General features: G+C 73.0%; 23 protein-coding genes and 1 pseudogene. 13 read left to right on the top strand and 11 right to left on the bottom strand.

The window, feature by feature from the left end; all coding sequences use genetic code 11:
* Nucleotides 1-70 precede the first annotated feature (70 nt).
* The 4 genes from AC07GB_RS28025 (at nt 71) to AC07GB_RS28010 (ending at nt 5,636) form a co-directional block, all read left to right on the top strand.
* Nucleotides 71-1,696, top strand: coding sequence for an amidohydrolase (locus AC07GB_RS28025; protein WP_478850151.1), 1,626 nt, complete (start codon nt 71-73; stop codon nt 1,694-1,696).
* A gap of 46 nt (nt 1,697-1,742) precedes the next feature.
* Complete coding sequence (locus tag AC07GB_RS28020) at nt 1,743-2,189, top strand: NUDIX hydrolase (RefSeq protein ID WP_478850149.1); 447 nt, start codon at nt 1,743-1,745, stop codon at nt 2,187-2,189.
* 249 nt (nt 2,190-2,438) lie between these two features.
* A complete protein-coding gene (locus AC07GB_RS28015) occupies nt 2,439-2,636 on the top strand; it encodes a DUF6229 family protein (protein ID WP_478850147.1) in 198 nt (65 codons plus the stop codon).
* Nucleotides 2,637-2,762: 126 nt separating this feature from the next.
* Entirely contained in the window at nt 2,763-5,636 is a 2,874-nt protein-coding gene (locus AC07GB_RS28010; protein ID WP_478850145.1) for a type 2 lanthipeptide synthetase LanM family protein, read from the top strand.
* A gap of 8 nt (nt 5,637-5,644) precedes the next feature.
* Here the strand turns inward: AC07GB_RS28010 and AC07GB_RS28005 are convergent, their stop codons facing one another.
* The 4 genes from AC07GB_RS28005 to AC07GB_RS27990 form a co-directional block, all read right to left on the bottom strand.
* Entirely contained in the window at nt 5,645-6,028 is a 384-nt protein-coding gene (locus AC07GB_RS28005) for a winged helix-turn-helix transcriptional regulator (RefSeq protein ID WP_478850143.1), read from the bottom strand.
* Between the two features lie 218 nt (nt 6,029-6,246).
* A complete protein-coding gene (locus AC07GB_RS28000) occupies nt 6,247-6,822 on the bottom strand; it encodes a hypothetical protein (protein WP_478850141.1) in 576 nt (191 codons plus the stop codon).
* A gap of 415 nt (nt 6,823-7,237) precedes the next feature.
* Nucleotides 7,238-7,645 (bottom strand): hypothetical protein, encoded by a 408-nt coding sequence (locus AC07GB_RS27995; RefSeq protein WP_478850139.1) that lies wholly within the window; start codon nt 7,643-7,645, stop codon nt 7,238-7,240.
* A gap of 29 nt (nt 7,646-7,674) precedes the next feature.
* Nucleotides 7,675-8,268 carry a helix-turn-helix transcriptional regulator gene (locus tag AC07GB_RS27990; protein ID WP_478850137.1) on the bottom strand — a complete coding sequence of 198 codons (594 nt, stop codon included), beginning with the start codon at nt 8,266-8,268 and terminating at the stop codon, nt 7,675-7,677.
* A 276-nt stretch (nt 8,269-8,544) separates the two neighbouring features.
* On the opposite strand from AC07GB_RS27990, the gene AC07GB_RS27985 reads away from it, so the two are divergent.
* Complete coding sequence (locus AC07GB_RS27985) at nt 8,545-9,591, top strand: alpha/beta hydrolase (protein ID WP_478850135.1); 1,047 nt, start codon at nt 8,545-8,547, stop codon at nt 9,589-9,591.
* Nucleotides 9,592-9,681: 90 nt separating this feature from the next.
* Here AC07GB_RS27985 and AC07GB_RS27980 read toward each other — a convergent pair whose 3' ends face one another.
* Together AC07GB_RS27980 and AC07GB_RS27975 are read right to left on the bottom strand one after the other, a co-directional pair.
* Complete coding sequence (locus tag AC07GB_RS27980; RefSeq protein WP_478850133.1) at nt 9,682-10,029, bottom strand: DoxX family protein; 348 nt, start codon at nt 10,027-10,029, stop codon at nt 9,682-9,684.
* A gap of 252 nt (nt 10,030-10,281) precedes the next feature.
* Nucleotides 10,282-11,649 (bottom strand): alkaline phosphatase, encoded by a 1,368-nt coding sequence (locus tag AC07GB_RS27975; RefSeq protein WP_478850131.1) that lies wholly within the window; start codon nt 11,647-11,649, stop codon nt 10,282-10,284.
* Between the two features lie 269 nt (nt 11,650-11,918).
* Between AC07GB_RS27975 and AC07GB_RS27970 the strand changes: the two genes are divergently transcribed.
* Both AC07GB_RS27970 and AC07GB_RS27965 read left to right on the top strand, forming a co-directional pair.
* The gene (locus tag AC07GB_RS27970; RefSeq protein WP_478850129.1) at nt 11,919-12,116 is read left to right on the top strand and encodes an antitoxin; all 198 of its coding nucleotides are present in this window, start codon (nt 11,919-11,921) and stop codon (nt 12,114-12,116) included.
* 342 nt (nt 12,117-12,458) lie between these two features.
* Nucleotides 12,459-12,836: pseudogene (locus AC07GB_RS27965) on the top strand (hypothetical protein); the annotation flags it as partial.
* A gap of 74 nt (nt 12,837-12,910) precedes the next feature.
* Here AC07GB_RS27965 and AC07GB_RS27960 read toward each other — a convergent pair.
* The gene (locus AC07GB_RS27960) at nt 12,911-13,594 is read right to left on the bottom strand and encodes an NAD(P)-dependent oxidoreductase (protein WP_478850127.1); all 684 of its coding nucleotides are present in this window, start codon (nt 13,592-13,594) and stop codon (nt 12,911-12,913) included.
* Nucleotides 13,595-13,657: 63 nt separating this feature from the next.
* Here AC07GB_RS27960 and AC07GB_RS27955 point away from each other — a divergent pair, with 63 nt between their 5' ends.
* The 3 genes from AC07GB_RS27955 to AC07GB_RS27945 all read left to right on the top strand — a co-directional run bounded on the left by AC07GB_RS27955 (nt 13,658) and on the right by AC07GB_RS27945 (nt 16,624).
* Nucleotides 13,658-14,026: a winged helix-turn-helix transcriptional regulator gene (locus AC07GB_RS27955; RefSeq protein ID WP_478850125.1), complete on the top strand. Its 369-nt coding sequence runs from the start codon at nt 13,658-13,660 to the stop codon at nt 14,024-14,026.
* Between the two features lie 230 nt (nt 14,027-14,256).
* Nucleotides 14,257-15,483: a hypothetical protein gene (locus AC07GB_RS27950; protein WP_478850123.1), complete on the top strand. Its 1,227-nt coding sequence runs from the start codon at nt 14,257-14,259 to the stop codon at nt 15,481-15,483.
* Between the two features lie 376 nt (nt 15,484-15,859).
* Complete coding sequence (locus tag AC07GB_RS27945; RefSeq protein WP_478850121.1) at nt 15,860-16,624, top strand: GNAT family N-acetyltransferase; 765 nt, start codon at nt 15,860-15,862, stop codon at nt 16,622-16,624.
* 49 nt (nt 16,625-16,673) lie between these two features.
* On the opposite strand, the gene AC07GB_RS27940 is transcribed toward AC07GB_RS27945, so the two are convergent.
* Nucleotides 16,674-17,402 carry an ANTAR domain-containing protein gene (locus tag AC07GB_RS27940; protein WP_478850119.1) on the bottom strand — a complete coding sequence of 243 codons (729 nt, stop codon included), beginning with the start codon at nt 17,400-17,402 and terminating at the stop codon, nt 16,674-16,676.
* A gap of 135 nt (nt 17,403-17,537) precedes the next feature.
* Between AC07GB_RS27940 and AC07GB_RS27935 the strand changes: the two genes are divergently transcribed.
* The 3 genes from AC07GB_RS27935 to AC07GB_RS27925 all read left to right on the top strand — a co-directional run bounded on the left by AC07GB_RS27935 (nt 17,538) and on the right by AC07GB_RS27925 (nt 19,182).
* Entirely contained in the window at nt 17,538-17,888 is a 351-nt protein-coding gene (locus AC07GB_RS27935; RefSeq protein ID WP_478850117.1) for an ArsR family transcriptional regulator, read from the top strand.
* A gap of 70 nt (nt 17,889-17,958) precedes the next feature.
* Nucleotides 17,959-18,603 (top strand): LysE family translocator, encoded by a 645-nt coding sequence (locus AC07GB_RS27930; RefSeq protein ID WP_478850115.1) that lies wholly within the window; start codon nt 17,959-17,961, stop codon nt 18,601-18,603.
* A gap of 60 nt (nt 18,604-18,663) precedes the next feature.
* On the top strand, nt 18,664-19,182 hold the full coding sequence (locus AC07GB_RS27925; RefSeq protein ID WP_478850113.1) for a GNAT family N-acetyltransferase: 519 nt from the start codon (nt 18,664-18,666) through the stop codon (nt 19,180-19,182).
* 14 nt (nt 19,183-19,196) lie between these two features.
* Here the strand turns inward: AC07GB_RS27925 and AC07GB_RS27920 are convergent, their stop codons facing one another.
* Genes AC07GB_RS27920 through AC07GB_RS27910 form a run of 3 tightly spaced genes read right to left on the bottom strand, consistent with a single transcriptional unit; the run spans nt 19,197 to nt 20,826 of the window.
* Complete coding sequence (locus AC07GB_RS27920) at nt 19,197-19,568, bottom strand: Asp23/Gls24 family envelope stress response protein (protein WP_478850111.1); 372 nt, start codon at nt 19,566-19,568, stop codon at nt 19,197-19,199.
* Entirely contained in the window at nt 19,562-20,248 is a 687-nt protein-coding gene (locus AC07GB_RS27915; protein WP_478850109.1) for an Asp23/Gls24 family envelope stress response protein, read from the bottom strand. The genes AC07GB_RS27920 and AC07GB_RS27915 overlap by 7 nt, the downstream gene beginning before the upstream one ends.
* Entirely contained in the window at nt 20,239-20,826 is a 588-nt protein-coding gene (locus tag AC07GB_RS27910; protein WP_478850107.1) for an RNA polymerase sigma factor, read from the bottom strand. The genes AC07GB_RS27915 and AC07GB_RS27910 overlap by 10 nt, the downstream gene beginning before the upstream one ends.
* Nucleotides 20,827-20,950: the final 124 nt, after the last annotated feature.

The following is a 20,950-nucleotide window of genomic DNA, read 5'->3' as shown; positions in this document are numbered from 1 at the left end:
CGCTCCGACCGACCCCCGCAGCGCGCTGAGCGTCGCCGCTCCCACCGACGACCCACAAGGAGACCTCCCCGTGCGCACTTCCCTCATCCTGCTCTCGGCCCGTCTGCTCGACCCGGTGTCCGGCGAGTTCCTGCCGCAGACCGCGCTCGCCGCGGCGGGCGGACGCATCACCGCCCTCGGCGACGACCAGGACGTCCGCGCGCTCGCGGACCCCGCCACCGAGGTGATCGACCTCAAGGGCGCGGTGGTGACACCGGGCCTGGTCGACGGCCACCTCCACCCCGTCACCGGCGCCGAACTGACCCGCGGCGTGGACCTGTCGGCCTGCACCGACCTGACGCAGGTGCGCGAAGCACTCGCGCGTGCGGTACGGGACCTCACCCCCGGCGCGTGGCTGCGCGGCTGGGGCCTCGACCCCAACGTGTTCGCGGGCGGCCCCGTCGAGACCGCCCCCTTCGACGCCGTACTCGACGGCGTACCCGCCCACCTGCTGCTCTTCGACGCCCACTCCATGCTGGCCAGCCGACGCGCCCTCGAACTCGCCGGCGTCGACGGGCCGCGTGCCTTCGACCAGGCCACCGCCGAGGTGGTGTGCGACACCGCGGGACGGCCCACCGGTCTGCTCCTGGAGAGCGCCGCCTGCGAGCTGGTGGAGCGCGCCGCCCCGCAGCCCACCCCCGAGGAGCGCCGCGCCCGGCTCACCGCCGTGCTGAGCGACATGGCGGCGAAGGGTCTCACCGGCGGCCACGCCATGGACGCAGGCGGCGACAGCCTCGCCTGCTACGCCGATCTCGACGCGGCCGGGGACCTGCCGCTGCGGCTGCGGGTCGCCCCCTGGTGCCAGCCCGGCACCGACGACGACGGCGTGCGCGCCCTCATCGACCAGCAAGGCGTGGGCGGCCGCCTGTGGCGCACCGACGGCGTGAAGATCTTCATGGACGGCACCATCGACAACGGCACCGCGTGGCTGGAACAGCCCGACTGCCACGGCGAGTCCCGGCACGCCTTCTGGCCGGACCCCGAGGAGTACACCCGCGTGATCGGCGTGCTCCACCGCGCCGGCGTGCCCACCGCCACCCACGCCATCGGCGACGCGGCCGTACGCCACGTCCTCGACGCCGTCGAGAAGGCCCAGGCCGACGACTGGCGGGCGGTGCGGCACCGGGTCGAGCACATCGAGACCGTGCCCGACGACACCCTGCGCCGGTTCGCCGAACTGGGCGTCGTGGCCTCCATGCAGCCGACCCACTGCACCGACTTCACCCGGGCCGACCACACCGACAACTGGTCGCGCCGCCTCGGCGAGGAGCGTGCCGCGCGTGCCTGGCGCTGCCGCGACCTGCACGACTCCGGGGCCGTCGTCGTCCTCGGCTCCGACTGGCCCATCGCGCCCCACCCGCCGCTCGTCGTCATGGCAGGGGCCCGCCACCGCCGGCCCAGCCGCGACCTCACCCAGGCCCCGCACGGCCCCGAACAGGCCCTGACGGCCCTGGAAGCGCTCCAGGGCATGACCGTCAACGCCGCCTACGCGGCCGGTGAGGAGCACGAGGCGGGCCGCGTCGCGATCGGCCACCGCGCCGACCTGACCGTCCTGGCCGCCGACCCGCTCACCACCGCCGCCACCGAACTGCCGGACCTGCCGGTGCTGCTCACCGTCGTCGACGGCCGGCCGACCCACCGCGACGCCCGGCTGTGACCGCCCGGCTCAGGCGTGGCGGAAGGCGCCTGAGAGAATGATGTGTATGGCACACAACGGTGGGGTGGTCGCGCACGGCGGCCACGGCGGACCGGATTCCTTGGTCGTCGTGGCCGCCGTGATCGTCCAAGAGGGGCGTCTGCTGGTCGTGAGCAAGAAGGCGGCGCCGGACGTGTTCTATTTGCCGGGCGGTAAGCCCGACGCGGGGGAGGAGCCGCTGGAGGCCCTGGTCAGGGAGCTGGACGAGGAACTGGGTGTCCGTCCCGTGGCCCCGGCGTTCCTGACCGAGATCCAGTCGACGGCGGCCCTGGAAGGGGTGCCTCTGCACTTGACGGTCTTCACCGCGGGCCTCAGCCAAGTGCCCCGGCCCGCGGCCGAGTTGGCCCACCTGCGGTGGATCGAGGGCACCGAGACCGACCTGCGGCTTGCCCCTGCCGTGGAGGAACAGATCCTGCCGATGCTGCGCCGGAGCGGGCTCGTGCCGGTGGGCTGAGGGGGCCCGCCACACCCTGGGCCGAGCGGCCCCCGCCCGCGTGGCACGGCAACAGGCCCCGGCCCCGCACGAGGAGTCGAACCGCGGAGCGCAGGCCGAGCGCGTCCGCTCCCACCTGTCCCAGGAGTCGTCCTGAGCCCCGCCGGCCCCGCGTGAGTGTGGCTGGATCGCTCGGCTGAGGAGCCTTTCAGTCCGGTGATACTCAGGTCTCGGCAATCCGTCCCCAACTCCTACCTCCGGAGGCCGCTCATGCCCCAGACCCAGGTGCAGTCCGCCGTTCTCGAAGCGTGGCTGTCGGGCGCCGAGAGCGCGTACGGCCAGGCCAACCCGGCGGGACCGCTCTACGTCGGCGGGACCGCGGCCGAGGCCGCGCTGGTCGACCCGAGTGACTCCCTGTACGGCTTCTGTTCCAGCCCCAGCGGGTCGCACGGCAGTTGGTGCTGCTGATCCCCCGCGGGGAGCCGCGCGCCACGGCACTCCTGTCATAGGGGGCACGGGCCACGCGGCTCCCCGCGTCTCTTCCGAGCGGCTCGACAGGCGCCGACGCGCGGCGCGGGACGGGGACAGGGGACCGTGAGCGGATCGGCACCGGAGAAGCAAGAGCGGCGGGACGGGCCGGGAGGACCCGGCCAAGGCCGTGACGAGGCGCAGTGGTTCGCCCGGCCCGTCGAGAACATCGCCCGCCCCTGGAGACAGGAGCTGGCCCGGCGCCTCGCCGCCGTGGACGCGCTGGGCGGGCCCGAACGGAACGTGATCCTCGACGCCGGCCACACCGCCCTGCTCGACTCCTTGCACGCGAAGCTGTCCCGCCTGTTCCTGATCGAACTGCACGCCCTGCGCATGGCGGCGGACGGCGGGGCGGCCGACGCGGGCACGGCGGCCGGTCCCGACGACGGGACCTGGGCCGCGTTCATCGAACGGGCAGGGCAGGACGGCTACCTCGACGGCCTGGCCCACCGGTACCCGACCCTCGGCACACGGATCGCGTCGGTGGCACGGCTCTCGGTGACGGCCACGGCCCGTTTCGCCGAGCGGCTCGCCACGGACCGCGACCTGCTGAGGCCGCTGCTCGGAGCGGCGCCCGGGGAGGTGCGCGCCGTCACGTTCGGCGCGGGTGACAGCCACCGCGGCGGACAGACGGTCAGCCGGGTCGACTTCGCCGCCGGAAGCGTCATGTACAAGCCCCGGCCGTCCGGGGCCGACGTGGCCATCGGCGCGCTCCTCGACGAGCTGTTCGCGGACCTTCCCGACGCCCCGCCGCCGCACGAGCGCATCCGGGTACCGCGTACGCTGGCCCGGGACGGCTACGGCTGGGCGGCGTTCGTCCCCCACCGCTACTGCGCCGACGAAGCCGAACTCGCCGCGTTCTACCGGGGCGTCGGCCACTGGCTCGCCGTCCTCCGCTGCGTCGGCGGCACCGACATGCACGCCGAGAACATGATCGCCGCGGGCCCGGTCCCGGTGATCGTGGACGCCGAGACCCTCTTCGACGCCCCCGCGCCGTTCCCGCCCAGCGGTCGCGGCGACGCGGTCGACGTGGCGGCGGCCGCCATCCGCCGCACGGTGCTGCGCACCGGGCTGCTGCCCGTGCGCGGCACGGGCTTCGCACTCGGCGGCGTGGACATCTCCGGCGTCGGGGCGCTGCCCGGCCAGCAGCCGCTCATCCCGCACCCGGTGATCGCGGGCGGCGGCACCGCCACGGCCCGCTTCGAGGTGGACCTGGTGGCCATGCCCACGGCGGGCAACCACCCCAGTCCCACCCCGGTCCTGAGCACGTACTGGGACCGGATCCTGGCGGGCTTTCGCGAGATGACCGCGCACCTGCGGCGGCCGGAGACCGACCCGTACGCGCTCCTCCGCCGCTTCGAGGGCGCCCGGGCGCGGCGGATCCTGCGGCCGACACAGGCGTACGTCGACATCGGCCGGATGCTGTGGCACCCGGCCTCGCTGCACGACGAGCCGGCCGCGGTCGAGCGCGCCCGCGACATCCTGCGGCGCAACGCCGAGGTGCTGCCGGGCGCGCCGACGGACCGCGCCGCCATCGACGGCGAGATCGCCGAACTCCTGGTCGGTGACGTGCCGATGTTCACCTTCCCCGTGGACGCGGCCGCCGTACGCGCCACGGTCGAGGACTGGCGCACCGCCGACCTGGCCCTGGAGGAGTCGGTGATCCAGGACGCGCTGGTGGGCGCGTACCTCAACGAGCGGTCGCTGCCCGCGCGCGTACAGGCCGCCGCCCACCAGCCGCACGCCCGTGACCGGGAGCGCCGCCGCCGGGACCTCGCGGCGCGGATGGTGCGGCGGCTGTGCGACGGCGCGGTGCGCGGCGATGACGGCACGGTCACCTGGATCAGCCCGGTGTTCACCCCCGCCGGATGGTCGATCAGGGTGCTGCCCGCCGACCTCTACACCGGGCAGGGCGGGCTCGCGCTGACGCTCGCGGAGTACGACGCGGAGGTGCGGGCCGGGCGCGCCGATGAGGTGCCGGGTGTCGCCGAGACCTTCGCGGGGGCTCTGCGGGTCCTGGTGAGCACCGAGGACGTGACGCCGACGCCGTCGGCGGGAGCGTTCAGCGGCGCGGCGTCACAGGTGTGGACGTGGCTCGCGCTGCACCGGGTGCTCGGTGAGGACTGGCTCTTGGAGCGCGCCGCCGCCCGGGCCCAGCTCCTGGAGGAGGGCCCGCTGGTCGACGACGACGTCGAGGTGGACCTCCTCAACGGCGCGGCGGGCGGTGTCGTCCCGCTGCTCGGCCTGGCCGCGGCGACCGGGCAGGACCGCTGGCTCGCCGCGGCCGCGCGCATCGGCCGTCGCCTTTCCGGCCTGGCCGTGGTCGACGGGAGCGGCGCCCGCTGGCCGACCCGCCTCAACCCCGAGGGCATCGGGGGCTTCGCCCACGGCGCCACCGGCATCGGCTGGGCCCTGAGGCGGCTCGCCCTCACCGAGGCGGGACCGCCCGGCGAACGGCGCGCCTGGACCCGCCTCGCCGAGCAGGCCTTCGCCTACCAGGAGTCCCTCTACCGCCCCGAGCACGGCAACTGGCTGGACGTGCGCGTCGGCGCCGAGGAAGACTTCTTCACCAGCTGGTGCCACGGCAGCACGGGCATCGGCGTCGGCATGCTCGACCTCCATCGGCGCGCGGGCGACCCGGCGCACCTGGACATGGCCCGCCGCGCCGCACGCGCCTGCGCCGCCGAGGGCTTCGGCTGGAGCCACACCCTGTGCCACGGCGACCTCGGCCTCTGGGAGTTCCTCACCTCCCTGGGCGCCGACGACCCCCAGGACCTCGACGGCGAGATCCTCACCGGCCTCGAACAACGCGGCCCGGTCGGCGGCCTGGCCCGCGAAGCGTTCTCACCGAGCCTGATGTCCGGGCTCGCGGGAGTGCTCCACACCCTCCTGCGCATGCACCCCGCGGCCCGCCTGCCCGACCCGCTGCTTCTCGACTGACCGTGCCGTCAGCCGTCGAAGCGGTCGCGGGAGGCCTCGATCTCGCCGAGGTGTGCGTGCGTCCAGCCGCACATGCCGTCGACGACCCCGCGCAGGGCACGGCCCGGCGGGGTGAGGGTGTACTCGACCCGCGGCGGCACGGTGGGGTGCACGGTCCGCTCCACCAGGCCGTTGCGCTCCAGCATGCGCAGGTTCTGGGTGAGCATCTTGTGGCTGACGCCCTCGACCTCGTCACGCAACGCGCTGAAGCGCAGGGTGCGTTCACCGAGCGCCTCGATGATCAGGAACGCCCACTTGTTGGCGATGTCCGAGAAGATCTCCCGGGCCAGGGAGTCCGCCCGCCTCAGATCGGCGTCCTCGGGCAGACCCTTGAGGAACTGCTTGGTCACCATGGGGTTCCCCCGTCACCGAAAAGTGCGTTCTTCCAGGTCGCCGCTCACTCTCCTATGGTTTCCGAGTAACCACAAGAGAGCGGTCCAGGCGGGCCCGGCATCACTGACGCCACCAGGCCCCGGGTGGCCGGCACCGTGGTGGGCGTCATCGAACTGACCTTCCCCGGCCGACTCGTCGAGATCGGCTTCGTCGCCGACACGCGTCTGTCCGGCTGAGGTCACCGCCTGAGCTGGCGGTCGATGATGCGCTGCACGGTGTTGATCGCCGTACGGATGTCCGCGATCTTCGCGCCTTGCTGGCGCGAGCGTTCGAGCGCCTCGGTCACGGACTTCTTGTCGGAGAGCCGCTTGGTGAGCCTCTTGGCGCACTCCGTGCTCAACACGGTCGTCTCGTACGCCTCGATCGTGTCGACGACGACGTTGAACGGGACCTTCGGGAAGCGCTTCTCCGCCTGTTTGACGAGGCTCAGTTGCCTCCTCAGGCCGCCCAGATCGGCATGGGTCGCGGCCAGGGACTGCAAGGTGTCGAGTTCGACGACCACGCTGTCGAGCACCGCGTAGTCCTTCTCCAGGAGCTTGGCCCTCTTGTCGCGCCAGCGGTGGACGGCCGCGATGACGATGCCGATCGCGGTGATCAGAGCGACCCAGGTGAACGTGTCACCGAAGCCGCTCGAGGCCGCCGCACTGGCCTGAAACAGGCTGCTCTCGCACGGGGCATCCGTGTTTTGCCACGGAACGGAAGAACAAGGGGGCACCATGAGCGTGTCCTCATCGGGAACTAGGAGGATGCCCACCGGTCAGGTCCTGGACAGATCGGCCGGCGAGCGTCTGAAGGTTCTCCGTGCGCCGGTGACACGGCGCACGTCACAGCTGCGGCCTCGGGCTCCACCAAGCCTGGGGCCGCGGTCGTTCAGGGCCGTCGCGCCCCGTCGGACGGTGCTATCGCGCACGGCCGCCGGGGCGCGGACGGCAAGGGGGGCGACGTGGTCGAATCCGGTCCGGCGGACGCGCGGAAACGTGCGTACCGAGGTGTTTCCCGGTCATCCGTACTCCGGGCGAGGGACCGCGATGAAAATGAGGGCATCGGCTCTTCCGTGATGAGATCGAGGAGTTGCAGCAGGAGTCGTGGACGGGCCGTAGCCGCTCAGCGTCTGCCACGGGCTCGGAATCCTGGCGGCGCTGGGCGGGTCCCGCGCTAATCGCTAGTCGCTAGTCGACAGGGTGCTGGGGGATGAGGCGCGCCAGGATCCGGTGCCGCTGCCGCCAGCCGGGGTTGTTGCGGACCACCGAGATCCGCACGTCGTTCGTCGCGGTGTACAGCGTCGCCATCCCGGCTCCCAGCTGGAGCGCCACCGCCGTGGAGATCCCCCAGAACAGCAGCATCGTGACGGTCATGCAGATGCTGACCACCACGGCGCCCAGCGGCATCGCCGCGTTCGGCACCTTGGCGATGGTGCTCTGCGTCCGCGCCCGGGTGGACCGGCGCTCGTCGCAGCAGGCCTTGTGGACGGTGTCGGCGTAGGCCCGGACATGCTTCTCCGGGTCGAACGAATACGTACGGAACTCACCCATCGGAGCCTCCTTCTTGGCGGTGCTGGTGGTGCAGGGCCTGGTCATCGATTCCCTCTCGTCACTCACGTGCCGCTTCACGTATGCACGGGCTCGCGTCGCCGCCCGGACAGGAGCCATTCGAGGCCGTCGACGTCGACCTGGTCCTCGGTCATGGTCTTCCAGGCGTTGCTGAAGTGGGCCTTGACGCAGCCGGTCGTGATCCCCATGGCGCCCGCGATCTCGACCCTCGGCATCCGCATGACCCCGGCCATGTGGAAGACCTCCTTCTCGCGCTCCGTGAGGTTTCCGTCGCTCACGTAGTGCAGGCCGCCGAGGATCGTCTGTTTCTTCTCGTCCGGATCCCATCCCGGCGGCAGATCGGCGTCGTTCAGGTGCTCGTCGAGCTGCCTCGCAAGGAGCGGAGGAAGATCCTCCAGGTAGAAGGCGACGGGCCCCGAGCCGCCGGACAGGATCGCGCTCCGGTGCTTGCGCGCCTTGGCGATGGTCCTGCCCCGGAACTCGACCCAGTTCGACCTGAACCGGCGGACCTCGGAGGCGTAGTACGCGGCCGCCTCCCTCCGCACCCACTCCTGGACGGCCCACACGGGTGCCCCACCGAGGTAGACGTCCCGGAAGAGCGTGAACACGGCCCGTTCGTCCGGCAGTTGTCGGTGGAAGATGAAGCTCACTGGGGCCTCCCGAGACGTCCCGAGCGAGATGAATTTCGGACTGACGCCGAACGTACTCAGTAACGCCCCCGGCGGGTTTAGAGCCCGGCGGCAGCCCGCCTGAGCTGCGCCGAGGCCCGTGGCCGCGCGGAGGACGAGGCAGCCGCGGGGGCCGGGGTGTGGTTGGGTACGCCGTATGGGTCTCAGACGAATGTTCCCGGGGCGCGCGTGCGCGGGGGTGGGTTGTCGTGACGGGGAGGCGGACCGCCGCCCCGGTGTCCTGCTGGAGGGCGCGGCATGAGCGTCGACCCCGCGGCGGCTCGGTCCGGCCGCGTCCCCGACACGAACGCGGCGCCCCCGTTCGACCCCGAACTGGGCCTCGCCCTCCAGGCCTTGGACACAGGCCCGAGAGAGCCGGTCACCCCGGACAACCTTCAGGAGCGGCGCGCGCGGGACGCGGCGTCACGCCCCCGGCCGACGGCCGAGGACCTGCGCGCCGACGGCCTCTTCGAGGTGACGGAGCTGTCCGTACCGGGCCCGCCGGGCGCACCCGACGTCACCCTCGTGAGCGCCCGGCCCGCGGGACTCGTAGGCCCGCTGCCCCTGCTGTACTACCTGCACGGCGGCGCCATGGTCATGGGCAACGCCTGGTCGGTGCTGCCGCGCGTCCTGCGTGAGTGGGTCCTGCCGCTGGGCATCGCGGTGGTCTCGGTCGAGTACCGCCTCGCGCCCGAGACACGGTACCCGGGACCGCTGGAGGACTGCTACGCCGGTTTCGTCTGGGCGGTCGAGCACGCGGCCGAACTGGACGTCGACGCGGACCGCGTCGTCATCGGAGGCAAGAGCGCCGGCGGCGGGCTCGCCGCCGCCCTCGCCCTGCTGGCCCGCGACCGCGGCGGCCCCCAGGCGCTGGGACAACTGCTGCTGTGCCCGATGCTCGACGACCGCATCAGCACGTTCTCCAGCCACCAGATGTCGGGCCGCGGGCTGTGGGACCTCACCTCGCACACGACCGTGTGGAAGGCGGTGCTCGGCGACCGCCACGGCGCCGCGGACCTGCCGCCCTACGCGGCACCCGCCCGCGCCACGGACCTCTCCGGGCTGCCCCCGGCCTACATCGAGGTCGGCTCGGCCGAGATGTTCCGGGACGAGGACGTCGCGTACGCCGACGCGATCTGGCGGGCAGGCGGCCAGGCCGAGCTGCACGTGTGGTCCGGCGCCTACCACGGCTTCGACGGCATCGCCCCGAAGGCGGCCGTCAGCTTGGACGCCCGAGACGCCCGCACCCGCTGGCTGCGCCGCCTCCTCGCGCAGTCGGGCGCGCGGGCCGAGCCGGCCGAGTGAACCGGGCATGAGCCGGGCCCCGGCCACACGAAGCCCGCGACCGGCGGGGAAGGCCGATCGCGGGCAGGGTGAGCAGGGGAGCGAGCACCCTCAGGCGGCGTAACCGAGCGCGAGGGCGGCCACCACCGGCGCCAGGTACAACACCGGGAAGGCGACCGTCTTGTACGAGCGCGCCCGCAGCACCGTGACGACCGCGCCGAGGAAGTACAGCACCAGGCCGATCCCGGCCGCCACACCGATCGCGGGCACCGCGAGGCCGACGAGGAGGCCGACCGCGCCGGCGGCCTTGGCCAGGCCGAGGAGCGTCCACCACGACTGCGGAACGCCGTACTCGGTGAGCGGCTCGGTCACGAACGCGGCCTTGCGCAGCAGGGAGAAGCCGGAGAACCCGATCCAGGCGGCGGTGAGCACGGTGACGACGACGGCGGTGGTGGACATGGGGACTCCTCGGGGACGGTCGAGCGGATCGGGTGCGGACGACGGCGGCCTCCCAGCGTCGCTGGCGTCGCCGTCATGGGTCTGACGCGACAGCGGCGGCACATGTGACAGGTCCGCGCTACTTTCTTGATCGCTTTTCCGTCCGCCGACGCACCGGCGCACCGCGCCCTGACTGGCGGGTGAAGCCCCACACGCGTGTGCGGCACACGGCCCGTTCGGGCCGTGTGCCGCACACGCGTGCTTCCGGTCGTGTCAGCGCTGCCGCAGCGCCTCGCGGACCGTGGTGAACAGGTCGGTCTGGTTGGTGACGCCGAGGACGCGGTACGCCTGCGGGCCCTGGGCGGCGATGCGGACCTGGGTGCCGGTGTGCTCCTGGGACTTGCCCGGCGTGTTGGTCGAGTAGTTGACCTTCAGCTGCTGGCCCTCGTCGGTGACCAAGGTGGAGGTCAGGCCGGGCGGCTGCGCGTCGAGCGGGACGATCTGGCTGGTGTGGCCGTGGTCGGCGGTGGTCACCACCAGGGTGTCGGGGTGCTTGGCGGCGTACGCGCGCGCCACCTTCACCGCGCGGTCGAACGCGGCGGTCTCCCCGATCTGGCCGCACGGGTCGGCCGCGTGGTCCTGCTTGTCGATGGAGGCGCCCTCGATCTGAAGGAAGAAGCCCTGCTTCGCGTGCTGCTTCTTCTGCTTGGCCTCAAGGAGCTTGATGGCCTGGGTGGCCTGGTCCGCGAGGGCCGGGGTGCCCTTCGGACGGTGGGGGTTGGACGTGACGCAGCGCTGCGGGTCGGTGCCGCCGACGGCGGCGGGCTTGCCGGTCCACTCCGTGGGCACGTTGCCGTCGGCGAAGAGGCCGAGGACGGGCTTGCCGGGCTTGACGGCCTTCAGCGCGGCCTTGTCGGTGACGACCTGGTAGCCCAGCTTCTTCGCCTGCTCGGTGACCGTGCGGCCCTTGTACTTGCCGTCGGTGACCTTCTGCTCGAAGCGCTGCTTGCCGCCGCCGAGGAGCACGTCCACCTTGTGGTTCACGCTCTGCTCGGCGATGGATCCCGGGCCGCCCTTGGCGATGGTGTCGGCCGGGCACTTGGCCATGTCGGCGGGGCCCTGGCAGCTGCGGTCGGTGGCGTGGGAGGCGAGGACCGCGGGGGTGGCGTCGGTCAGCTCGGCGGTGGTCACCGAGCCGGTGGCGTAACCCCGGCGCTGCGCCAGCTCCAGGATCGTCGGCACGGCCTTGTCGGTGTCCGGCGTCTTGGAGATGCGGCCGTTCACGGTCTTGTGGCCGGTGGCCCAGCCGGTGCCGCTTGCGGCGGAGTCGGTCACGTACTCCGGCGAGCCGTCGGGGTGCACGGCGTACGTCGTGTAGCTGCCCGTGAGCGGGAACTTGTCCATGTTCAGGCGGCCGGCCGCACCCACGGTGTAGTCGCGGGCCAGCGTGATCTCCGAGTCACCCATGCCGTCACCGATGAGCAGGATGACGTTCTTCGCCTTCCCGCCCTTGATCGCGGCCTGGGCCTGCTCCTTGCCGCCCGAGGCCCCCGCGGTGGCGGTGACCGCGACGGCGGCGGTGGCCGCGACCACGGACGCGGCGACGATGAGAGTACGGGGGGACCGGCGCGGTCTGGACATGCACGACTCCTCGATGAAGTACTGGACTTGTCGGACACTTCACCAGCGCCACATGAACCAGCGGAAACGTTCCGGCGTTGTTCGCCCGACGTGCGCGTGACACGAAGTGGATCTTGTCGGGCGGCGGTGGCGCGGGGGTGCTCACCAGGTCTTTCCCGCGCCGGGCGCACGTGTCCACCGGGTGCGGCCCCAGGCGTCACATCTCGCCAATCCCATGGGATCATGGTCCTGACCAGGGGAAACCCAGACAGAGAAGGACGAGGCAGTACATGTTCGACGCCCTGAAGAACCTCAAGGACAAGGCCGAGGACCTGGCTCAGGCCCACGGTGACAAGATCTCCGGCGGGCTCGAGAAGGTCGGCGACTTCATCGACGGCAAGACCGAAGGCAAGCACAGCGAGAAGATCGACACGGCCGTGGACAAGGCCCAGGGCTTCGTCGGGAAGCTGGGCGAGAAGAAGGCCTGACCGTGAGCGGGGCGGGGGAGGGGCGGACCGGCCCCGCCCCTTTCCTGTGTGCCGGCGCGGCGAGTCGGCGGGCCGGTCGGGGGTGGGCCCCACCCGGGGTCGGGTGGGCAGCGGGGCGGCCGCCGCGGGATCGTGAGGGCCGCGCCGCGGTGGCCGTCGGCGTGCTGTCCCTGGGCGCCCTGACGCCGTCGGCCGCTTCTGCTTCCTCTTCCGCTTCTACGTCCGCTGCGGCGGAGCACACCGCATCCGCCGCGCGGCAGGACACCGTACAGAAGGGCCTGAACGCCCTGGTGCGTGCCGGCGGGCCGCCCGGCGCCCTGGCGAGCGTCCGGGACCGTGACGGTCGTAGGGGACGGCATCGACGGACGCCGCAGCACCGTCCGCCGGCTCCTCCAGCACACCAGCGGCCTGCCCAACTACACCGGCCACAGCGCGTCGGGCTGCGCCACACCTACTTCCCGGAGATAGACCCCTCCTGGGCCTGGGCGGCGGGGCAGATCATCTCCACCAACGCCGACCTCAACCGCTTCTTCGGCGCGCAAGCCCCTGTCGTGCGGCGGCCTCGCCTGGAACCACGGCGGCGACATCGACGGCCACGAGACCCGGGGCGGCGTCACCGAGGACGGCCGCGCCGCCAACGTCGCCGTGACGCGGCTGCCGGACACCGAGGCGGACGCACGGCGCGTGGAGAAGGTCGTCGACACGGCCCTGTGCCGCTGACCCACGGCCCTGTCGCGGGCGGTCGGCGGGCCCCGCCGGTCCAGGGCCCCACCGACCGCCCGCGCTGTCCGCCGTCAGGCCCCGACGGCTCCGGCGGCGGCGCTGTCGGCGCTGTCGGCGGTCACCGCCCACTGCACGCGGCTGTGGCGAGGCGTCTCGATCTCGTCGAGCAGGGCGATCGCGAGATCCGCGTGGGAGATCCGGCCCGGGCCGTCGAGGACGGTTCCGACGGCCGACCGATAGGCGCCGGTGGGTTCGGCGTCGGCGTTCAGGTCCAGCGGCGGCACCACCATCAGCCAGTCAAGGTCCGGCCCTGCCGTGGCGAGAAGCTCGAACTCCGCGACATGGCCCTGGGCGAAGGCCCGCCAGGCCGCGGGGAAGTCCGCGCCGTCCATGATCCGTACGCCGGGGGCCGTTTCCAGCGTCGTGGCGATGCCCAGGACGAGCAGCCGTCCCACCCCCGCCTCCGCGAGCCCCTCGATCAGCGCGCTCGCCGCCGCCGTGAAGTATTCCTCGGAGCCGATGTCGAGGCGTGCCGACGCGTTGACCGCCGCGCGGTGCCCCGGGGCGAGCGCCGCCACCGAGCGCGGGTCGGTGACGTCTCCCTGGACGACGGTGACCTGTTCGCCGCCCAGGTCCTGGTACTTGGCGGGGTCACGGACCACCGCGGTCACCCGGTGGCCGCGGGCCACCGCCTCGGCCACCGCCGCCCGGCCGACCCGTCCACCCGCTCCGAAAATGATGATGTCGTTGTTCATGACGCCGACCGTAGGACGGGGGTGCCCGGTTACTGCAAAGGTACTGGGGTTAGCGTCGGGCGGGTGAACGAGCCACTGCACGCAGAGATGTTCGACGACCCCGACTGCTCCGACCGGGCAGCGCCCTTCCGTGTCGGCGACAAGTGGACCGGGATGGTGCTGCGCTGTCTGGAGGGCGGCCCGCGCCGCTTCACCGAGCTGCGGGTCCCGCTGCACTGGGTCACCCCCAAGGTGCTCACCGAGACCCTGCGCTCGATGGAGCGCAACGGTTTCGTGAGCCGGACCGTGCACGACGAGAACCCGCCGCGCGTGGAGTACGCGCTGACCGACCTGGGGCGCTCGCTCATCGATCCGCTGGACGTCGCCTGCGACTGGGCCCGTACGCACGTGCCCGACATCGTCGCGGCGCGAGCGGCCTACGGGACGGACTGAGCGGGAGAAGGGCCCGCCGCGACGGGGGAGCACGGCGGGCCCGGCCATCAGTGTGCCCGAGCACGCCTCGGCCATGCGTGCCCGGTGCGGGATTTGGCCGAGTGTCTCCGGTGCGACGCCCGCCGCGTTCTGGACCATTCGGCCTGGAAGGAGACAAGTGGCGCGCCCGCGGCGGGGGAGTCGTACGAAAGACTCTGGCGCCCGGCGGCTGGCCAGATACGGTGCTGAACATGGCGAACAGCACGAGGACCGACCACGACCTGCCCGGATACGCCTTGCTGATTGCCGCCGAGCCTCCGGTGCGCCACCCGCTCGCCGTCACCGCTCAGTTGCCGCCGCTTGCCGCCCTGCCGCCGGCCCGGCTCGTCGGCACCCGGCAGGCGAGCGCGGTCCAACTGGCCAACCCCGAGGACCCTCAGACCGTGCTGACGTGTCTTCGTACGGCCGCCGCGGCCGAGGGGCACCTGCTCGTCTACGCCGCCGGGCACCTGGTCGTCGACTCCCGTCAGCACCGGCTGCACCTGGCCCTCGCCCGCACCACCGCGCGCACGGTCCGCTACACGGCCCTGCCCTGGCACTGGCTCACCGCCGAGCTGCGCGACCGGCCGCCGGGCAGCACGACCGTGGTCGCCGACCTGGCCGCCGACACCGGGGTCTGGCAGGCGCTCGTCCGCCGCGAGCAGGCGCTCGACGGGCCTTACGCCCTGTACGGGGCCGTGCAGTTGGAGGACCGCCGCCGTCGGCCGACCCCTGCCTACACACATGCCTTCGCCCACATCCTGCGTACGGTTTCGGCCACACCTGCCGCGCAGGTGCTGCACGAGCAGGCCGCCGGAGCCGCCGCGGCCGACGTCGACGGTGACACCACTCTTTGGCTGGGAGGCGTCGCTCCGGCGAGCCCTCTCCAGCAGCACCCCGTCGCCATCCCCGCTCCGATGACGGCCCCGGCCCCGGCCCCGGTCGCGCCCTCCGCACCGCTGTTGCCTCTCGCGCCCGCGTCGGCGGCGCCGCCCGCCGCGGCCCCGCCTCTCGCGGATCCGCACGGCGCCATCAGCGAGGCGAGCAGGGCCGGGCGGCACGCCGAGGCCGCCGCCATCGCCGCCGCGTGCGAGCAGAACGCCCTGCGCGGCCACGGCGCGACCTCACCCGAGGTGGCCCACTGGATCGAGGTGCGCGCCTTCCTGGCCTTCGCCGAGGGCGCCTTCGACCGGGCGTGCGAGCTGTGGCTGCGCGGTGCCGTGACCCGCCTGATGGCCGAGCAGCCCGAGAGCCACCCTGCCGTGGCGGAGGCCGTGGACCGCGCCCACCAGGCCTGGCACCGCGTCACCGACCCCGGCAGGATCCGGGAGCTGGGCACCGAACTGCTCAGCCTGCGCACCCGGGTCACCGGGAAGGACGGGGCCCGTGAGGACGTGCGGCAGCGCCTGGCGAAGCTCGCCGAAGCCCTCAGCCACTGACGTCGGCCGAACCTGATGCCCTGGGGTCGGTCACCTCCAACGGGAAGGCGGTGCACTCCCGGTCCCGGTGCAACGCGGCGTCCGTCCCCGTGCCGTTGATGACCGTCACCGCCTCACACGCCGGGCGTGTGCCCGGGCCGCGCCCCGGTGTAGCGGTTCTCACATAAGGCCACGTCAGAGTTGATTTGCCCCACCCCGGGGCCGGTATGTCACAGTGGCCGTCCCGGTCGGCCGGAGGCGCTCCGCGCGCCGTCGCCGCCGGGGGCTCCCCGACTTGGATCCGCGGTCACGGCCGCCCTCTCGGGGTGCCCTGGTCGGCCGAGCGCCTGACTCACCCGTGCCCGTGTACCCGTACCCCCTTCCTTGGCAGAGAGCGATGCAGGCTACGACTCTTGTCTCCCGGACCGCCGACCTGTTCGACCAGGGCCTGGAACGTCAGTCCGGCGCCGCCCTGCTGCGCTTCGGCGCCGCACGTCGGCGCGAGGACGACCGGACCGGCTGGTCCGGCGACGGCGCCGTCGCCTGGCTCGACGCCGGCCGCGGTCACGTGTGGAGCGTCGGCGACGCGGCGGCCGCCGCGGAACTCGTACTCAACGCCGAGCGTGAACTGCCCGGAGCGGTGAGGGAGTTCACCGGTCCGCGAGGCAGTGACGCGCTGGTGGGGGAGCGGCGCGAGCTGTCCGACGTCGTGGAGTGGGTCTTCCGCTGGACCCTCGTGGAGCCACCCGCCATGCGCAACGAGGAGCGCGTGGTCGCGCTGGGCGAGGAGCACCACGAGGAACTGGTCGCCTTCCTCGGTGAGCACAGCCCGGCCCACTCCACGGGCCCCGGCTCCGCCGACGTCAGCCTCTGGGCCGGGATCCGCGACGCCGGCGGGCGGCTCGTGGCCTGCGGCGCCCTGAGCAGCCTGCGCGACAGCGGCGCGCCCCTGATGGCGTCCGTCGCCACCGACGCGACGCAGCGAGGGCAGGGCCTCGGCGCCGCGCTCACCGCCTGGCTGACCAGGTGCGCGGTGCGCGAGCACGGCTTCTGCACGCTGTGGCAGATCGCCGACAACGTGCCCGCGCAGCGGCTCTACGACCGGCTGGGCTACCGCGACGAGGACCACTGCGTCTCGGCCCGCATCGTCGGCGAGGGGTGAGGGCCGCGCGACCCGCATCGCGACCCTTCGCCGCTCCTGAGGCGGGGGCTCACTCCCCGCGCCCGGCCCGGGCGTGCAGGGCCGTGACATGGGCGACGGCGGCGGACAACTGCTCCTGGGTCGCCTCCGGCAGCGGGGCGCCCTTGATGGAGCCCACGACCTGCTGAGCCAGCACGTACAGCTTGACGTTGGTGTTCTGCGAGGTCATCACCAGCACGTCCCAGGCCTCTTCCTCGCCGAGGGCGAAGACGGCCATCAGGATGCCGCGAGCCGTGTCGATGGGCCCCCGGGTCTGCATTGCGCGCCTCAGCTGCACGACCTTGACGCGCAGGTCGACCTCGGCGTCGTCGAAGCCGTTGGCGGCGGCCGGCACGCGCACGGCCCCCTCGGCCTCCGGCGCGAACAGGGCCAGGGCGTCGGCGAGGGCGAAGACCCGCTCGGCGGCCGCGCTGATCGCGACGACCGTGACCGTCTTCGCCTCGTCCAGGGCCTGCTGCCGTACGGTCAGCAGGGTGTTGAGCCCCGAACAGTCGCAGAACTCGACCCCGCTGAGGTCCACGTCGATGCCGTGGCGGGAGCGGGTCAGGGCCGAGCGCAGCTCCCGCCGCAGCTCCTGATCCGTGTCGAGGTCGAGATCACCGCGGACGGTGACCACGAGCCGGTCGCCGTCGGCGCGCGTGTGGACCGTCAGCTCGGGCTGCGGTGCCGTACTTGGGGGATCAGCCAGTCCGGCGCGGCTGTCGGCCTGCCCGGTCCCTGGCTGCGCCGCCTGCGGCATGGTCTTCTCCCCTGGGCTCAAGCGCCTGTGTTTCTACCGCCACCAGATTCCCCGCCGGAAGAACATACGTCAACGGATACACGAAATCATGTTCACGTATTTTCATGCCTGAACCACCTGGCGTACGATCCACCCATGGGAGGAGCACCGGAACCGCACACGGGCTGGACGTTCATCACCAACCACGCGCGGGTACTCGCTGTCATCGCCGACAATCAGAACGCGCGGGTCCGGGACATCGCCGCTCACTGCAGACTCACGGAACGAGCTGTCCAGAAGATCATCTCCGACCTGGAGCACAGTGGCTATCTGTCCCACACCCGCGAGGGGCGCAGCAACACGTACCAGATCGAACCGGGTACGATCCTGCGCCATCCCGCCGAGGCCGGGCTTACTGTCGCCTCGCTGCTGGGCCTGCTCGCGCAGGTCGACACCCCGCACACGTCCGCGCCGCGCCGCGGCAGGGAACACCAGAAGGCCGACTGAGCGCCGCGGCCGGCCGCGGCCGCCGATGCGGGAGTGAAGCACCGAGCGTCCGTGGGGTACACGGAGTCCCATGGTCTCCGGTATCCAGTGGGCTTCCTTCTTTCCCGCCGCGCTGCTGCTCGCCGCCACCCCGGGGGCGAACCAACTGCTGGCGCTGCGCAACGGACTGCGTCATGGGCCGCGACCCGCCGTCGGCGCGCTCGCCGGCCGCTTCAGCGCGTTCGCGCTGATGGTCGTGGCGGTCGCCGCAGGTCTCGGAGCCGTGCTGACCGGGTCCGACGCGGTCTTCCACGCCGTCAAGTGGTGCGGGGTGGCCTATCTCGTCTGGCTCGGCGGACGCACGGTCCTCACGGCGGCGCGCCGCCGAGGCGGCGCGCGCCCGGGAGGTCCTGCCGGGAGCGGTGGCGAGAGGACGGCCCTGCGCCTGGCCCGGCAGGAGTTCGTCGTCGCGGCCTCCAACCCGAAGGCACTCCTGCTGTTCGCCGTGTTCCTGCCGCAGTTCCTGGGCCGCGGCGGCGAGGGCGCCGCGGTGCCGCTCCTCGTCCTCGGCGCCGCCTACATCGCCGTGGAGTTCCTCTGCGCGTGCGGCTACGCGGCCCTGGGCGGCCGCCTCAAGAGCATGGGCCTCACCCCAGGGACCCGGCGAACGCTCGACGCCGTCACCGGGATCGCGATGCTGGGGCTCGCCGGATGGCTGGCCCGCGCGCAGCACTGACGCGGCGCGCGGGGGAAATGGAGTTGATGGCGGGGGAGGCCCCTCGTAGGTTGTGCGTCCGTGTCTGAAACCACCGTGCCCCCAGGGCAGGCCCCGGACCTTCCGACCCGCATCCCAGGCCTGACGCTGCGTCAGCTGACGGTCGAGGACGCCGACGCGTACTACCGACTGCTCGATCGCAATCGAGAACACCTCGGTCGGCTCGGTGACTATCAAGAGGAGAAGGAGGCCACCCGGGCCTGGGTACGCCAGCACCTGGAGGACGACCCCGGGCCGAGCCTCCGCTACGGCATCCGGCTGAACGGCCGCCTGATCGGCCGCGTGGACCTGATCGCCGTGGACCCGCCGCGCTACGGCACGGGCTACTGGCTCGACGAGGCCCACACCGGCGCGGGCCGCGCCACGGCGGCGTGCGCCGCGCTCTACGACCACGCGGCGCACAGCCTCGGCGCCACCGATGTCTTCGCCGGAGTGACGCACGGCAACGACCGGAGCGTCGCCGTGCTCAGACGCCTGGGCTTCGAGCCGGTCGCCGACTTCCAGGACTACACCCGCTTCCAGCTCCGCCTCGCGCCCTGACCAGCCGTACGTCATCACACGATCCCGCTGACCGTCACCGACACCCGCACCGGGGCCCCGGCTGACAACGTGGTCCGCGCGGCCCGCGTCGCCGCCTCGCGGACCGCGCGGGTCACATCGACAGCACGGTGGCCCCGGTGCACCACCACGAACACCTCCAACGCGAGCCCGTCGGCGTCGCGGGAGCCCCGCCCACCGCTCGCGCCACGGACCCGTATGCCCGAGGACGAGGCCGACGGAGCGCTGTCGACGCGGTGCGCCGACGCCGTGGCGACGCGCAGCCGCCGCCCCAGGCCCGGGCGGAGGAAGGCCACCCCGGGGACCTCGGCCACCGCTTCGGCGACGGCCTCGACGAGCCGCCGGTCGTCCTGCGCCCGGGTCACCATGCCCCGCCTCCGCTCCGGTCCGTGTCCAGCAGATCGGTGATCACCACGTCGACGGCCGCCACCCGCAGACCGAGGGCGTCCACGGCCGCGTCGGCGATCCGGCGCCGCACGCGGTCGGCGACGTCCGGCAGATCCCAGGACGGGGCGACCTGGACCTCGACGCGCACCGTCACCGGCGCGCGCGGGGCACCGCCCGGCCCAGCGGGGGCCACGCGGCAGCTCCCCGCCCGCACACCCGGCAGCGTCTCGGCGGCCGCACGGAACGTGCGCGCGGCCGCGGCCTCGACGATCCACGCGTCCTCGTCCGCCTCGCCCAGAGGGAGCGTGCGGCCGGGCCGCAGCTCCAAGCGGACCACGTCCATGATCCGGGCGCTGAGCGCCGAGGCGTCCGCGGGCCACGCCGAGCGCTGCGCGTCGCGCGCCCGCCACACCACGTCCTGCAATTCGTAGAACGCGTCGAGCGCCGGGAGACAGTACGGGCACTCCGCGCTGTGTGCGTCGGGCTCGCCCGCCTCCCCGGCCGCCCAGACATCGGCCAGCCGACGGCCGCAGGGCAGCTCTTCCTCCTCCGGCGCCGCTTCGTCCCGCGCCCCCTCGTACGCGGGCCACGCCCCGGCCCTGTCGTACGGATCCGGCGTCTCGTCGCCCGTCCCGGGCCCGCCGTGCTCGTTCACCGCCATGCCGCCATCGTCTCCATCAAGTGGCGCCGCGCCCGGAAGACCCGGGCACGCGCCGCTCCCGTCGTGATGCCGACCGACTCGGCCACGGACTCGTACGGCATGTCGTCGAGTTCGCGCAGGACCCAGCACACGCGCTGCTCCACCGACAAGCCCTCCATGGCCTTCGTCAGGTCCTCGACGGCCGCGATGCCCTCCACGGCCCGCGGGGGAGAGACCTGGTACTCGGGCGCGGCCGGCTCGGGCACGTCGTCGAGGCCCGCGACGCGCGGCCTGGCCCGGAGCAGATTGAGGCACCTGTTGGTGACGATGCGGTGCATCCAGGTGCCGAAGCGAGCGTCGCGGCGGAATTCGGGCAGCTTCCGCCAGGCGCTCACGAACGATTCCTGCACGGCGTCCTCCGCTTCCGTCGGGCTGCCCAGCAGCCGGGTGGCCAGCTGCAACAGCCGGGGACCGTGGCGCAGGACGAGCGCCTCGAAGGCCTCCTCGTCCCCCTCAGCCGCCCGCACCGCCAGCAACGCGTCGTCGTGCCGGGGGGAAGGGCCGGCCTCCCACGGTGTCCCGTCCTCGTCCCCGGGCACGCGCGGCTCCTCTCTGGTGGTCCTCTCCGTACGACACGGCCGGGGGCGCGGATGTTACGCGACCCTGACCGATTCCCATTCGGTCGAAGAAGCGCTCGCGGATGCGTAACACGCACACGGGAAC

It is taken from the genome of Streptomyces sp. NPDC045778 (assembly GCF_056431945.1).
This window is presented reverse-complemented; position numbering and strand designations above follow the sequence as displayed.

What these genes read in the sequence shown, in the direction of transcription:
- AC07GB_RS28005 (WP_478850143.1), bottom strand. Translation starts at nt 6,028, where the DNA reads ATGGTGACCAAGCAGTTCCTCAAGGGTCTGCCCGAGGACGCCGATCTG.
- AC07GB_RS27940 (WP_478850119.1), bottom strand. Translation starts at nt 17,402, where the DNA reads ATGCCGCAGGCGGCGCAGCCAGGGACCGGGCAGGCCGACAGCCGCGCC.
- AC07GB_RS27995 (WP_478850139.1), bottom strand. Translation starts at nt 7,645, where the DNA reads ATGACCAGGCCCTGCACCACCAGCACCGCCAAGAAGGAGGCTCCGATG.
- AC07GB_RS27930 (WP_478850115.1), top strand. Translation starts at nt 17,959, where the DNA reads ATGGTCTCCGGTATCCAGTGGGCTTCCTTCTTTCCCGCCGCGCTGCTG.
- AC07GB_RS27920 (WP_478850111.1), bottom strand. Translation starts at nt 19,568, where the DNA reads ATGGTGACCCGGGCGCAGGACGACCGGCGGCTCGTCGAGGCCGTCGCC.
- AC07GB_RS27975 (WP_478850131.1), bottom strand. Translation starts at nt 11,649, where the DNA reads ATGTCCAGACCGCGCCGGTCCCCCCGTACTCTCATCGTCGCCGCGTCC.
- AC07GB_RS27945 (WP_478850121.1), top strand. Translation starts at nt 15,860, where the DNA reads ATGCAGGCTACGACTCTTGTCTCCCGGACCGCCGACCTGTTCGACCAG.
- AC07GB_RS27935 (WP_478850117.1), top strand. Translation starts at nt 17,538, where the DNA reads ATGGGAGGAGCACCGGAACCGCACACGGGCTGGACGTTCATCACCAAC.
- AC07GB_RS27970 (WP_478850129.1), top strand. Translation starts at nt 11,919, where the DNA reads ATGTTCGACGCCCTGAAGAACCTCAAGGACAAGGCCGAGGACCTGGCT.
- AC07GB_RS27985 (WP_478850135.1), top strand. Translation starts at nt 8,545, where the DNA reads ATGAGCGTCGACCCCGCGGCGGCTCGGTCCGGCCGCGTCCCCGACACG.
- AC07GB_RS27980 (WP_478850133.1), bottom strand. Translation starts at nt 10,029, where the DNA reads ATGTCCACCACCGCCGTCGTCGTCACCGTGCTCACCGCCGCCTGGATC.
- AC07GB_RS27915 (WP_478850109.1), bottom strand. Translation starts at nt 20,248, where the DNA reads ATGGCGGTGAACGAGCACGGCGGGCCCGGGACGGGCGACGAGACGCCG.
- AC07GB_RS27950 (WP_478850123.1), top strand. Translation starts at nt 14,257, where the DNA reads ATGGCGAACAGCACGAGGACCGACCACGACCTGCCCGGATACGCCTTG.
- AC07GB_RS28015 (WP_478850147.1), top strand. Translation starts at nt 2,439, where the DNA reads ATGCCCCAGACCCAGGTGCAGTCCGCCGTTCTCGAAGCGTGGCTGTCG.
- AC07GB_RS27960 (WP_478850127.1), bottom strand. Translation starts at nt 13,594, where the DNA reads ATGAACAACGACATCATCATTTTCGGAGCGGGTGGACGGGTCGGCCGG.
- AC07GB_RS28020 (WP_478850149.1), top strand. Translation starts at nt 1,743, where the DNA reads ATGGCACACAACGGTGGGGTGGTCGCGCACGGCGGCCACGGCGGACCG.